This is a genomic window from Bradyrhizobium sp. S3.2.6, assembly GCF_040546885.1.
Taxonomy (GTDB): domain Bacteria; phylum Pseudomonadota; class Alphaproteobacteria; order Rhizobiales; family Xanthobacteraceae; genus Bradyrhizobium; species Bradyrhizobium cytisi.
In genome coordinates this window covers 33,699-46,849 of the sequence record NZ_JBEPOS010000017.1, presented here as the reverse complement: position 1 = coordinate 46,849, position 13,151 = coordinate 33,699, and the positions used below count along the sequence as shown (strand labels likewise).

The following is a 13,151-nucleotide window of genomic DNA, read 5'->3' as shown; positions in this document are numbered from 1 at the left end:
GAGGGCTTCACAATGGCCCGTACCGCTGCTTTGCCGGTCCTCAATGGAGAATCCGGCCTCTCTCGCTACCTCGCCGAGATCCGCAAGTTCCCGATGCTGGAACCCCAGCAGGAATACATGCTCGCCAAACGTTGGCGCGAGCATGACGATCGCGACGCGGCGCACCAACTCGTGACCAGCCATCTCCGGCTCGTCGCCAAGATCGCCATGGGCTATCGCGGCTACGGCTTGCCGATCTCCGAGGTCGTCTCGGAAGGCAACGTCGGCCTGATGCAGGCGGTCAAGCGCTTCGAGCCCGAGAAGGGCTTCCGTCTCGCCACCTATGCGATGTGGTGGATCAAGGCGTCGATTCAAGAGTACATCCTGCGTTCCTGGTCGCTCGTGAAGATGGGCACCACCGCGAACCAGAAGAAGCTGTTCTTCAACCTTCGCAAGGCGAAGAGCAAGATCAACGCGCTGGACGAAGGCGATCTCCGCCCCGACCAGGTGAAGATCATCGCCAAGCGCCTCGGCGTCACCGATCAGGACGTGATCGACATGAACCGCCGCCTCGGTGGCGACGCGTCGCTCAACGCTCCGATCCGCGACGACGGCGAAGCCGGCGAATGGCAGGACTGGCTGGTCGACAATACGCCCAACCAGGAAGCCATGCTGGCCGAGCACGAGGAGTATGATCACCGCCGTGACGCGCTGAACGGCGCCATGGGCGTGCTCAACCCGCGCGAACGCCGCATCTTCGAGGCCCGTCGCCTCGCCGATGAGCCGATGACGCTGGAAGACCTTGCCGCCGAGTTCGGCGTGTCGCGCGAGCGCGTCCGCCAGATCGAGGTCCGCGCCTTCGAGAAGGTGCAGTCCGCGGTCAAGGGCACGATCGCAAGGGCCGAACAGGCCGCGCTGGAAGCCGCGCACTAAGCGCAGGCTTCCGCGACCCACGAATTGGCGGATCGAGACAAGACGAAAAGCCGGCGGCAACGCCGGCTTTTCTATTGTGTGTGAGCTGCAGCATGTTCGCGGGAGGCGCCGGCGGGGCATATTGAACGCACGCGACGGGTCAGACGACCAATATGACCGGGCCACATCCAGAGAACGGGCACACATCGTGTCGATCATCCTGCAATCCACCGTCGGCGGCTTCTCCGCCCAGTTCATGCGCAAGCTGCCGCTGGTCGAACAGGCCATGCGCGACCACGGGCTCGATCCATCGGAATTCGTGATCTCCAAGGACTATGCCTCGACCGCGACGATCCCGATCATCGGGCCGTTCTTCTTTAACTACAGCGTGTATTTCGGCGAGGAGACATTCACCGTCACTGAGCCGAATGACATGGTGTTCCTCGACTACTTCCTCAAGCGCGTGCTGGCCGCAGACGGGCCGCCGGAATTGCCGGAGCAGCCGGGACTGATCCGGCGCTTGTTCGGCTGGATGACGCAGCCGGTGTAGTCTCGACCGTCACTCCCCCCACGTCCGCGCCAGCGTCGCGAGCCAGCAACCTTCGCAATAGCGCGCGTCCTTGAAGTCGATCCAGTTGTGGGCATAGACGTGGTCGAGCGGGATGCCGTAACGCGCGCGCAGGACCTGGACCAGGATCTTCCAGGCAGCGACCTGCGCCGCCGTCGGACCGATCGTGACATCGGGATAATTGCCGGCGAACTCGACGCCGATCGAATTGTCGCGAACGACCTGATGATAGGTGGCCGTGTTATCGACGTACTTGTTGTCGTTGCGATTGGCGCCGTCGGTGTGGGTCGGCACCAGATTGTCCGCGACCGACCAGTATACCGTGCCGTCGGTCTCGACCCAGACCATCACGCCGCGCCGGGTGGGATTCTTCGACTGCGCCTCGGCGCCGCCGTGCGCTGACCCCGTTGGCCCTTCGGTCTGGTGCACGATGATGTTGCGCCAGGCATGAGCATCACGGACATCGCCCCATGGCGCGAGCCAGACGATCTTCAGCCCGGGAATGTCGGGCGTGCCGGAGCTGCGCGCGAGCTTTGTGAGCTCGGCGTCCATTGCGGCGGCGGGAGCGATCAGAAGCGCGGCGAGAATAGCCGCGACAAGGCGGGACAGCATATCGGGATCCAACAACGGACCCGAGCCTAGCAGGGTTCAAGCGAATTTGCGCGCGGCTTCGACCGGCTCGGGCGAGAGCGGCGGCGCCGGATCAAAGACCGCAAAGTCGTTCTTGCCGTTCTTCTTGGCGGCATAGAGGGCGTGGTCGGCATGGGCGATCAGCCGGTCCGGGAATTGGCCGATGCCGCGATCCCATTCCGCAACGCCGATCGAGATCGCGATCGGGATGTCGTTGCCGGAGCAGGCGGCGGCATCCTGGCGGCAGACCTCGAGCACGCGGCGGGCGATCAGCGCGCCTTCGCGCAAGGAGGAGGACGGCAGAACGACGCAGAACTCGTCGCCGCCGGTGCGGGCCAGCATGTCGCCAGGCCTCAAGCGCGTCTGCGCCATCAGGGTGAAGTGCTGGAGGCAGGCATCGCCCGCGGCATGGCCATGGGTATCGTTGATGGTCTTGAAGCCGTCGAGATCGATCACCAGCAGCGAGAACGGCTCGCCGCTGCGCTCCGAGCGGGCGCATTCTTCCGACAGCCGCTGCAACAGATGGCGGCGGTTGGCTACTCCGGTGAGATCGTCGAGCAGCGCGAGGTCGGCGACCTCGTTGCGCAAGCGGTCCATCGCCATCAGCAGGAAGCCGAAATTGAGCGTCATCGACAGGAACATGAGCCCCAGCACCATGATGGCATGGGACTGGCTGCCGGCGATCGACGAGAAGTCGCCCCCAAGCAGATTGCCGACCGTGCGCGCCACGAAGATCGCGATCATGGTGATGATGACGATGCCGGACAGCCGGGCCCCCGGGCTGGCGCGGCCTTCCGGCGGCGACAGCAGCAGATTGAGCGTCAGCAACAGCGGCAGGGCCTGACCGATCGTGTAGCAGAGCATGCGCAGCGGCATGTGGTCGAAGACGAACCTGAAGAACACGACGCCGCAGATGCTCAAGACACCGGTCGCGGCCATGACGCGCCAGGACACCGGCCGATCGTAGAAGCGCTGGATGCCCATCGCGGCGAAGCAGGTCGCCGCGATGATGCCGACGCCCCCGATCAGAAGCGGCAGAGGAGACATCACGAACAGGCGGACCAGCGCCGTCGACGCCCCCGCCGCGCCGACGAAGGCCGATGCCATCCAGAACCGCGCGGCCTCGAATTTGGGATAGGAGCGGATCACGTAGGCCCAGATCAGGCCCAGCGCCAGGAAGTTGACGACGAACACCGTCCAGAGTGTCGGCACGTTCAGCATGACGCCCGCGATACGCGCAGCGTCCCGCCCCCTGTCTCTGGCAGAAGTTCGTCCATGACCCGTCCCCGTGTTCTTGCGGAGGATCATGCGCGGGTGCGCTTAACGGAACCTCACTGCGATCGTCGAAAGCGCGCCCTTGGTTTTGGATTCATGAACGCCGCGTCTCGATTATCAGATCGTTAGGTACGTCACCGGCGCATCGCGCGATCAGTCGATCGCGCTTCGCGAAGCGGATTCGCGGACCAAAATCACCCAAAAATGCATCTGAGCTGTGGATAACGGGATGACACGGATGTGACAGCGCGAGGCAGCGCCCCGCGAATCTGCTGAGCTTGTCGTCGAGGATGTTGCGAGGCTGGCCCTCCGCCGAGCGTTCCTCGTGTCGCGTTTCACCATTAACCCTTAAGAGGATCCTATGGCTAAGAAAGCGAAGAAGGCGAAGAAGGCGACGAAGAAAAAGGCCAAGAAGGCGAAGAAGAAGTAACGCAGCTTCTTTTCATTTCGCCCGGGTGGAGCCTCGCTCCGCCCGGGCTCCGGGTGAGGCTGAAGGTAGCGGGCGCGAGGCCCGCTTTTTTATTGGCTACCGCTCGGCGAACGCGAGCTTGGCGCCCAACAGGGCAAAGCCAGCCGCAAAGGAGCGGCGCAGCCAGGCCATCACACCTGGACGGGAGATGACGCGCTCGCGCACCGACGCCGCGCAGAAGCCGTAGACGACGAACACCGCAAAGGTCATCGCCATGAACGCGCCGCTCAACTCCAGCATCCGCGCCAGCACGGAAGCCTCGTCCGCCGCAATGAATTGCGGCAGGAAGGCGAGGAAGAAGATCGAGAGCTTTGGGTTGAGGATGTTGACCATGAATCCGGTGACGATGATCCGGCCGCTGGAGCGCTCCTTGATCCCATCGTCGACGGCAAGCGCGCCGGTTTCGCGCAGCGCCTGCCAGGACATATAGAGCAGATAGGCCACGCCGCACCATTTCAGGGCGGCAAAGGCGAGCGCGCTGGTGTGCAGCAAGGCGGCGAGGCCAAGCATCGCCGCAATCATGTGCGGCACGATCCCCAGCGTGCAACCGAAGGCCGCCGCGACGCTGGCGCGCGAGCCGTGCGTGAGTGCGGCCGCCAGCGTGTAGAGCACGCCGGTGCCGGGCGAGGCGACAACGATGAGCGAGGTGAGCAGGAAGGACCAGGACATACCTCGTCCCTACCACCCCTGACGCTTGCCGAGAAGTCACGACACGGTCAGCAGCGCCGCCAGACAGGAAGCCAAAGCGCGAATGTGTCTCAGTTCAGCTGGGCGATCTCGGCTTCGCGCAGGACGTCGAGCGGCGCCCATGGCTTGGCCCAGAACTTTGCGCCGTCAGGCAGGGGCTGCATCAGGGGGCGGCCCGAAGTGACGACGACGTCGAGCTTCGGATTGCGGTCCTTGGCGACGTGCGCGAGCTCAACGCCGTTCATACGGCCGGCGAGCTGCACGTCGGTCAGCATCAGGCAGAGCGCACCGGCACTCTTGTCAAGCACAAGCTCGGCCGCTTCCGCGCTTTCGCATTGGATGACCTGGTACCCGCTTTCTTCCAGCAGGAGACAGAGCATCTCCCGCTGCATGGCGTCGTCCTCAACGATCAATGCGGTCGCTTGATATGGCTGGGCCTGTGCCATTTGGCTGCTCCATGCTCGCATCCGCTCTAACTAACCTGGGTTAAGAACGCGAGAGGCGATATGGTTCGGTTCCATACTGAAAATATGTACATTGAAGTTGCATCTGGGATTGCAGCGCTTCCGCCCGGGGACGCGCCGACCGCGCCACAAGCTCGTCATTGCGAGCGGAGCGAAGCAATCCAGACTGTCTCCGCGGAGGGATTCTGGATTGCTTCGCTGCGCTCGCAATGACGATGGTTAGCAGCGTGCCCGCCCTACTGCCCGACCAGCCGGTCCGCAAAGTACCCGATCGTCTTGCGGTAGATCACCGCCCTGTTCCACTCACGCATCGCGTCGAAATTGGCCGAGCCTTCGTCATAGGGCTGGCCCATCTTGAAGCCGCTGGTGTGCAGCAGGTTCGCGGTCGAGGCGAGCACGTCGGCGACGCTGTGGCGGAGGTCGACGTGGCCGTCGCCGTCGAAATCGACGCCGTACTTGATGTAGGACGACGGCAGGAACTGGGTCTGGCCGATCTCGCCGGCATAGGCGCCGATGAGGTCGCGCAGCGGCAGGTCGCCGCGCTGCACGATCTTGAGGGCTGCGAGCAGCTCCCCCTGGAACAGCTCGGTGCGTCGGCAATCATGCGCGAGCGTTGCAAGCGTGCGGATCACCGGCAGCTTGCCCATGTCGCCCTTGCCGAAATCGCTCTCCAGCCCCCAGATCGCGACCAGGATCTGCCGGGGCACACCGAACTGCTGCTCGATACGCGAGAGCAGCGCGGCATGACGCTGCAGCAGCGCGCGGCCGCCATTGATGCGGCCAGGGCCGACGCGGGTCGAAACATACTGCTCGAAGCTCTTGTTGAAGGTGTAGCGCTGGCGCCGGTCGAAGGCGAGCACGGCACCATCCTGGGTGATGCCGCCAAACGCCGCGCTGGTCACGCCCGCCGAGACGCCGGCTCCTTGCGCTTCCGCCGTCATGCCGGCGACAAAGCTGTTGAAGTCGCCACCACAACGCGCGGCCTCGGCCGGCCCGCCCGCCAGACAAACGATGGATGCGACGGCAAGAGCGTATCTCAACATGCGGGAAAATCCTTAGAAGCCATGCGCGGAAAGCGGCGGGCGATCATGCCCGGGAACTGGATTCGCGTCAAAGCGGACGCGGACCCGATCATATCGGTGCCCGCGATCAACTGCGCCGAAACAAAAATCGAAAAACAACCCCATGCACAGTAGGAGCAGAGCACCGATCGTCTACGATTTTTCCGAATCTGAGTTGACCCGTCGGGCAAAACAGGGGTATGGTGCCAGCATCGCAGACTCCAGACCTCGGCCCTTTCCCGCGCCGCGTCCGGAGAACGCAGTGCGATCCACCATCATGCCCGACAGCACGGACATCCCACTGCGCATGGTCGCAGGCCCCTGCAGCTCAATCCCGGCCACCGCGCGCGAGCTCGCTGCGTTGCGATAGCGCGGTGAGATGAACAAACTACTTTGGGGATCCACGCATGCGCTTTTCGAAACTGCAGGAACCCGTGATGCCATCAGCCGCATATCCGATGCGCTTGCTGCGACATCAGCGCGACGACAATTTATCTTGCCATCGCAGGGCGCAAGCTATAACGTTCTATCTCAGGTTGTTGCCCCGCCAGCCCCGGGCGACGCTGAAGACCAACAATAAGCGGCGGGCTTATCGGCCCGCCGTTTATTGAGGTGAAGGTCGCATCGGACCTTACGGGACGCCTGGCGCCCCGGTCGGGCAAACAGATCGCCAAGCGATTGCACAGAAAGCTGCTGGATTGATGCCGGCGGCCGTCAAAGTCATTTGACTGCGGCGCCCTGATCGACGAAAAGCCCGCCATGGCCAAAAAACCCGGAACCAATCCCAAAGGCGAATTCGCCTTTTTCAACGTCTTCTACGAAGACGGCTCCCAACGCTCCAACCGGCGCGTGCCCTCGGAGCTGCTCGGCGGCCTCGATGGCGATGAGCCCGCCCGCGCCTTCATCATGGAGCAGGACCGCGAGATCGCCGAAAAATCCGGCCGCCCGCCGCTCGAGATCAAGAGTCTCGATCGGGTCGGGGCGAAGAAGAAGTAGGCGCCGCGCGCGAGCGCACGAAGCGACAGCGCAAACAAAAACGGCGGGCTTTCGGCCCGCCACCTTTCGGAGCAACCCGACCGAGAATAAATGGACGGGCATTGCGGACAGCCGTTATTGAATACCGCTTTCAGCGACTGCTTCACACCAACCCAATTAGGGCCGATGAAAACTCCGCTTATTATTGAAGCTTATTGCACGCGGGACTCATCTGACGTCCTAATGTCCAAAGTCGGGCGCTCACGAGTAGAATAGTGACCTATCGTTAAGTTAGGAATCTCGAGCTCCGGAGCAATCATGGACGTCGCGAAAATCGCTTGATGTTCACAGAGTGCGGCTTGAGAGACCGCCACTAACATTCTCTGGAAGTTGTGGCTCCGATCAGGCTGCATTCCCTTATCCTCGATCGAGTCCAAAATACAAAGCCGAAGATGTCTAAACGATGGATCTTTGGTAGCAGCGCCGAACAGACCAACAAAAAAGCTGTTTCTTAGGATTACGCGCGAACTGGCGGAAAAATAAGACTGGTTGTTTACACCAAGCTTATTAGCAGCGAAGTCAAACTGGACTGAAGTTGCCTCAACGAACGCCTGCTCCCGCGGCAGATCACCGTGAAGGAGGGAAAGAATTTCGTTCTCGACCGCCGTATACGCGACGCTGAGCCGCTTGCCGAGCGCAAGCTTCAGTGCCTCATTGCGATCAGCGAGGCGGCTCATTTCAGCATTTAGCTCCGCCTTCCGCTCGATGAGTTTCTCAAGCGCGGCAGACAATTTTGCCTTGTTCTGAATGTCCTCCAATTCCCGATCTGCGTATCCGGCAGAACGCTGGAGAGTTCTGAGCCTTTGAAGCGCCTCGGAAGATGGAGCTTGCGTTGAGCGCTCAAGTATATCCGAAGCCCCCCGCCAGCGGGAGTTTAGCTCGACTAGCTGCTCGTTAAGCCGAGTGAATTCTTCCGTTCGATCCTTCTGCAAGGTACGCGACTGCCTCAATTGCCTGGACGTATCATTTATCAATGAAATCAATCGCGAGCGCGCACGCTCGCTGTCGAAGGGGGTCTTGCAAAGGTGACACGCGTGCTCAGGATGGTCTGCTTCAATTGCTGAGTAACATGCTGGGCAATACTGAAACGTGATTGCTCCGAACGCGTCCGATGTCGCCGAGGAGTCATTCAAAGCCCCAAGCTTTGATTCTAGATCCGAGATAAACTTCCCCGCATCGGCAATCTCGAACTTACTTGCATCAATCGCGGCGGTCACTCGACCCATCTCGACCTGAAGTTTCTGAACCGCTCCATACGCCTGCCGCTGCGCCTCCAACGACAGCGGCCCTGCGAGCCCAGACTCGTATATTGCTCTTTCTGCTTCAGCAATTTGACGCTCTATCGCCGAGCGCTCTTGTTGAATACGCCTGTATTCTGCCTCTATCCACGAAGGGGTGAGAATTTGCTCAGTTTCGCCCACCAACTTTGAAATTGCGTCAAGCTCAGAACTCACACTCGTAAACTGCTTCTCGAGTAGACGCAGGCGGAGTTCGTTTGCATAGAGCGCGTTCTCGTAGGCGCCAAATACAAGCCGGCCCACTGTGTCGCGCAATAAGGGTGGATCGAATTGTTCAAACTTGAACAGCGTACCTATTGGGCTAAGCTGGTCCGCATACATCAGCCTAAGCATTTGGTGAACAGTTACATTCCCACTCGCCTCGTTGCTGGCCTCGGGTATGTCAAGCAATCTAAACAAGATCTGAGAAAAGCTCTCACGAGATTCTGATCTCCGGTACGGATACCTTGCCCAAGCAGCTGTAGGAGCTGCAAGCGCGTCGTTCATATGTCCCCCGAAGACATCCATCGGCTGCCCCGATTTTGCTGCGATTTCGCGAGCAAGAGTCGCCACATTCCCATTCAGAGAAACCTGTACCAGCACTCGCGTGCAGAGAAGTGCGGTGTCACTCCAATCGCTGACGTCTCCTCCTATGCTGTAGTAGAGGAAGTTTAGAATGGTCGATTTTCCGGATGAATTATCCCCGCGGATGATGTTCACACCCTGATGAAAGACCTCATCATATGCCTTGTTTCCGAGTCTCTCGATGCGAAGTCGCTGGACTTCAAGGATCGGTTTAAACTTTGTCATAGCGGTGCTCTAACAAGGACGTGCGCCCCTTCAAACCATCAGAGCCCAGCAATGGGTAAGCGCTCAAAACATCGATGATCTTCATCGTGTCTGGCTCTTCTAGACTCTTCTCGGCAACTCGCTTCATAAGCTCTGCAGGAAGCGCAAAGGCATTAAACTTTACGACGCCATCTCGCAGGAGCATCGGATCTACGATCCCTTCACGAGCCATAGTTTGCAAAGCCGCAGTTTGTGACGGTCGCATTCGCTCCAAGAGCGCGTCGCCAGTTGGTAGTGTTGCATAATCCTGATGCTCCTCCAATCGTTTGGCAATTCGCCGTACCTCTAGATCTTTCTGCGCCAAGCGAATCGCAGACGCTCTCCAGGGAAAGAGGAGGTAGTAGTCGAGTATCCGGAGCTTATCGATCTCGATCTCCGAGATTCCAATTCGGATTGTTAGACGCAAAAAACGGAAGATCGCATGAAACGCATCAAAGGCAGGATGATATGAAAGATGAATCATGCATGCCACCGAACGTAGCACTGCTCAGCCAGCCAATACACCATACCTGCAGCGATTGCGGCGTTCAGACAGAAAACACCGGATTTTATTTCGGTTGCGCAGGGACCAACTACATACTGACCGAACAACTCATCGATCTCCCCGCCCGAACGGTTAGCGAGGTTTGGAAGAACATAGGAACGAAAATCTTGCTCCAACTTTGAGAGCAAATACGCAAAAATCTGTTGCGCAGATTCAAACATTGAATACTTCGCAAGAAGTCGCCTAAACAGCTCCTTCTTGCGAAGCGCAAGGGAGACTTCCGACTGCCTCCCTGAATGATGAAGCTTCGCCTCTAGGCCGTCGACACCATCATGGCTATGCTTCTCGTGATACATCTGAAGGGTATCAATGAAGTCGCTAGCTTGCTGATTGTGCTTTATCTCTTCTACCAAGAGCGCCATCCACGCCGCAATCGGCGACTTCTCATCACCAAAGCTGACGTTGAAAATCTGGTTGTTTGAATTCGTGTTATTGATGTCGCCGCCGGCGTTGTCACGACCTGCAGTAACGTTGCTTTGAGTAGTGGTGTCGCCAAACATCTGCGACGGCATCAATCGCTATTTGTTCGGTCGCCGCCAATGTTATCGCGACCAGCCGTAATGCCAGATTGACGGACGGTCCGATTTCGTTGGACAGAGGAGGATCGGACGATCTTGATCGTCACGAGCGAACCAATGGTCGCTCCGCTGAACAAGCCAGCACCAAAGCTTAACAATTGCGGCATCCAATCGTGCATCTTGCCCCCTTAGATTCTTTTTGTTCAATAACTCACCCTACAACAGAGGGTTGCAAGTTCAAGGCTTTTGAAAAGCTGCGTTGGATGGGTGCACCGACACTTTCGTCTTAGAAAGACGTCGAGACCAGCCGAGCCGATAAACGAAAGCGGCGGGCCTCAGCCCGCCGCTTTGATCGAATGCTACCCGGACCGAGGCCGAGCAGCCACCCAAGCTTAGTTATCCAAGAAGCTCCGCAGCTTCCTTGACCTTGACGGATGCTTCAGCTTCCGCAGCGCCTTCGCCTCGATCTGACGAATACGCTCTCTCGTCACGCTGAACTGCTGGCCGACTTCTTCCAGCGTGTGGTCGGTGTTCATGCCGATGCCGAAGCGCATGCGCAGCACGCGCTCTTCGCGCGGGGTGAGCGAGGCGAGCACGCGCGTGGTGGTCTCGCGCAGGTTCGACTGGATCGCGGCGTCGATGGGGAGGATCGCGTTCTTGTCCTCGATGAAATCGCCGAGATGTGAATCCTCTTCGTCACCGACCGGCGTTTCGAGCGAGAGCGGCTCCTTGGCGATCTTGAGGACCTTGCGGACCTTCTCCAAGGGCATGCCGAGCTTTTCGGCGAGCTCTTCCGGGGTCGGCTCGCGGCCGATCTCGTTGAGCATCTGGCGGCTCGTGCGCACGATCTTGTTGATCGTCTCGATCATGTGCACGGGGATGCGGATGGTGCGCGCCTGGTCGGCGATCGAGCGGGTGATCGCCTGCCGGATCCACCATGTGGCGTAGGTCGAGAACTTGTAGCCGCGGCGGTATTCGAACTTGTCGACGGCCTTCATCAGGCCGATGTTGCCTTCCTGGATCAGGTCGAGGAATTGCAGGCCGCGGTTGGTGTACTTCTTGGCGATCGAGATCACGAGACGGAGGTTGGCTTCCACCATCTCCTTCTTGGCCTGGCGGGCTTCGCGCTCGCCCTTCTGCACGGAGTGCACGATCTTGCGGAACTCGACGATCTCGAGTCCGGTCAGCGCCGCGAGCTGATGCACCTCATGGCGGAGGTCCTTGATGCGGTCCTTCTCGTGATGGACGAAATTCTTCCAGCCCTTGGCCGAAAGCTTCGAGACGCGGTTGAGCCAGCGCGGATCGAGCTCCGAGCCGGTGTAGTTGCGCAGGAAGTCCTCGCGCGCGACGCCGTGGCTGTCGGCGAGGCGCATCAGGCGGCCCTCATGCGAGACGAGGCGCTTGTTGATGTCGTAGAGCTGCTCGACCAGTGAATCGATACGGGCCTGGTTCAGGCGCAGCGACTTCACCTCGACGATGATCTCGTCCTTCAGCTTCTTGTACTTGCGCTCCTGGTGCGGCGAGAGCGACTCGTTCTGGAGCTGGTTCTGGATGTCCTGTTCCTGAAGCTTGCGCAGCTTCTTGTAGCTGTCGGCGATCTTGTCGAAGATCTCGACCACCTTCGGCTTGAGCTCGGCCTCGATCGCCGCAAGCGACATCTGGTTCTCGAACTCGTCGTCCTCGTCCATGTCGGCTTCGGCGGCGGACTCCGCAGGATCCTTCTCGGCCTCGCCGGCATTGCCGCCGGCTGGCGCGGCGCGGAACGGGGTCGGCGCCGGGGGAGCGGCGGGCGGCGCGACATGCGCGGGCGCACCCACGGCAGCGACGGGCTGGTCACCTTCGGCCGGCGCTTCGCCGTTGGGACCGGCGATCATCGCAGTGTTCATGCCGGCCTTGGCATCGGGCCCGGCATAGGTCGCCTCGAGATCGATGATGTCGCGAAGGAAGATCTTTCCTTCGTTGAGCTCGTCGCGCCAGATGATGATGGCCTGGAAGGTCAGCGGGCTTTCGCAGAGGCCCGCGATCATCGCCTCGCGGCCGGCCTCGATGCGCTTGGCGATCGCGATTTCGCCTTCGCGGGAGAGCAGCTCGACGGTGCCCATCTCGCGCAGATACATGCGCACGGGATCGTCGGTGCGCTCGCCCGGCTCGCTCTTCTTGACCTCGGTGACGGCCTTCTGCGTGACCTCGACGAGTTCGTTGTCGGTCTCGTCCTCGCCGCCCTCGTCCTTTTCTTCCTCGCCTTCGCTGTCGTCGGCTTCGGTGACGTTGATGCCCATGTCCGAGAGCATGGACATGATGTCCTCGATCTGCTCGGGCGAGGTCTGGTCGGACGGCAAAACTTCATTGAGCTGATCGAAGGTCACGAAGCCGCGCTTCTTGGCCTGCTTGATCATCTTCTTCACTGCCGCGTCGGACAGATCGAGCAACGGAGACGGCGCGTCCTGGGAGTCCTTCTCCGGCGCGTCCGCTGCCTTGTCGTCCTTTTCCTTATCCTTCGCCTGCAGCGTCTTTGCCTTGGTGGCCATCCATTGCTCCTAAACGCGTTTCATGCAGGCGTGCGCGCGCCCGCGTGAAATCACTTGAACCTGTTGCTCGACGCTCTCGCTTCGTCAGATCTCGACACGGAAAGGGCGGCGCGCACATTTCTCGCCACCCCGACCTTTCTCTCGCCGGATTTGCCTAACGCTTCGTGAGCCTCTTTGTCGCAGCGGATGCAGGTGAAGTGCCAACAGCTATTGCGCGGATTCATTCCTGACGCGTCTGTTCTGCCTGCGGCCGCCTGGGGGCCAAAGTGCTACAAGACCGTTAAGCCTCGATTAACCCTGTTTTTGCCGCCAAACCTTGGATTTGGCGAGTCTTTTAGCGGTGCCTAGCGCGGCC

At 60.2% G+C, this 13,151-nt stretch carries 12 protein-coding genes; 3 read left to right on the top strand and 9 right to left on the bottom strand.

Translation table 11 applies throughout. The annotated features are described in order from the left end of the window. Positions 1-12 precede the first annotated feature (12 nt). The gene (rpoH, locus tag ABID58_RS25855) at positions 13-912 is read left to right on the top strand and encodes an RNA polymerase sigma factor RpoH (protein ID WP_148755811.1); all 900 of its coding nucleotides are present in this window, start codon (positions 13-15) and stop codon (positions 910-912) included. 187 nt (positions 913-1,099) lie between these two features. Continuing rightward, positions 1,100-1,441, top strand: a complete 342-nt coding sequence (locus ABID58_RS25850) for a hypothetical protein (RefSeq protein WP_354035550.1) — start codon at positions 1,100-1,102, stop codon at positions 1,439-1,441. A 9-nt stretch (positions 1,442-1,450) separates the two neighbouring features. Here the strand turns inward: ABID58_RS25850 and ABID58_RS25845 are convergent, their stop codons facing one another. The 5 genes from ABID58_RS25845 to ABID58_RS25825 all read right to left on the bottom strand — a co-directional run bounded on the left by ABID58_RS25845 (position 1,451) and on the right by ABID58_RS25825 (position 6,027). Beyond that, complete coding sequence (locus ABID58_RS25845) at positions 1,451-2,071, bottom strand: peptidoglycan recognition protein family protein (protein ID WP_354035549.1); 621 nt, start codon at positions 2,069-2,071, stop codon at positions 1,451-1,453. 36 nt (positions 2,072-2,107) lie between these two features. Continuing rightward, on the bottom strand, positions 2,108-3,310 hold the full coding sequence (locus ABID58_RS25840) for a GGDEF domain-containing protein (protein WP_354035548.1): 1,203 nt from the start codon (positions 3,308-3,310) through the stop codon (positions 2,108-2,110). 580 nt (positions 3,311-3,890) lie between these two features. Further along, positions 3,891-4,502, bottom strand: coding sequence for a LysE family translocator (locus ABID58_RS25835; protein WP_354035547.1), 612 nt, complete (start codon positions 4,500-4,502; stop codon positions 3,891-3,893). Between the two features lie 89 nt (positions 4,503-4,591). After that, on the bottom strand, positions 4,592-4,966 hold the full coding sequence (locus ABID58_RS25830) for a response regulator (protein ID WP_148755816.1): 375 nt from the start codon (positions 4,964-4,966) through the stop codon (positions 4,592-4,594). A gap of 254 nt (positions 4,967-5,220) precedes the next feature. Continuing rightward, positions 5,221-6,027 (bottom strand): lytic murein transglycosylase, encoded by an 807-nt coding sequence (locus ABID58_RS25825; protein WP_354035546.1) that lies wholly within the window; start codon positions 6,025-6,027, stop codon positions 5,221-5,223. Between the two features lie 777 nt (positions 6,028-6,804). Here ABID58_RS25825 and ABID58_RS25820 point away from each other — a divergent pair. Then, entirely contained in the window at positions 6,805-7,041 is a 237-nt protein-coding gene (locus ABID58_RS25820; RefSeq protein WP_027534326.1) for a hypothetical protein, read from the top strand. A gap of 191 nt (positions 7,042-7,232) precedes the next feature. Here ABID58_RS25820 and ABID58_RS25815 read toward each other — a convergent pair whose 3' ends face one another. The 4 genes from ABID58_RS25815 to rpoD all read right to left on the bottom strand — a co-directional run bounded on the left by ABID58_RS25815 (position 7,233) and on the right by rpoD (position 12,796). Beyond that, positions 7,233-9,167, bottom strand: coding sequence for an AAA family ATPase (locus ABID58_RS25815; RefSeq protein ID WP_354035545.1), 1,935 nt, complete (start codon positions 9,165-9,167; stop codon positions 7,233-7,235). Continuing rightward, entirely contained in the window at positions 9,154-9,669 is a 516-nt protein-coding gene (locus ABID58_RS25810; protein ID WP_354035544.1) for an ABC-three component system middle component 5, read from the bottom strand. The genes ABID58_RS25815 and ABID58_RS25810 overlap by 14 nt, the downstream gene beginning before the upstream one ends. Next, on the bottom strand, positions 9,666-10,250 hold the full coding sequence (locus tag ABID58_RS25805; RefSeq protein ID WP_354035543.1) for an ABC-three component system protein: 585 nt from the start codon (positions 10,248-10,250) through the stop codon (positions 9,666-9,668). The genes ABID58_RS25810 and ABID58_RS25805 overlap by 4 nt, the downstream gene beginning before the upstream one ends. A gap of 410 nt (positions 10,251-10,660) precedes the next feature. After that, on the bottom strand, positions 10,661-12,796 hold the full coding sequence (gene rpoD / locus ABID58_RS25800; protein ID WP_148751576.1) for an RNA polymerase sigma factor RpoD: 2,136 nt from the start codon (positions 12,794-12,796) through the stop codon (positions 10,661-10,663). Positions 12,797-13,151: the final 355 nt, after the last annotated feature.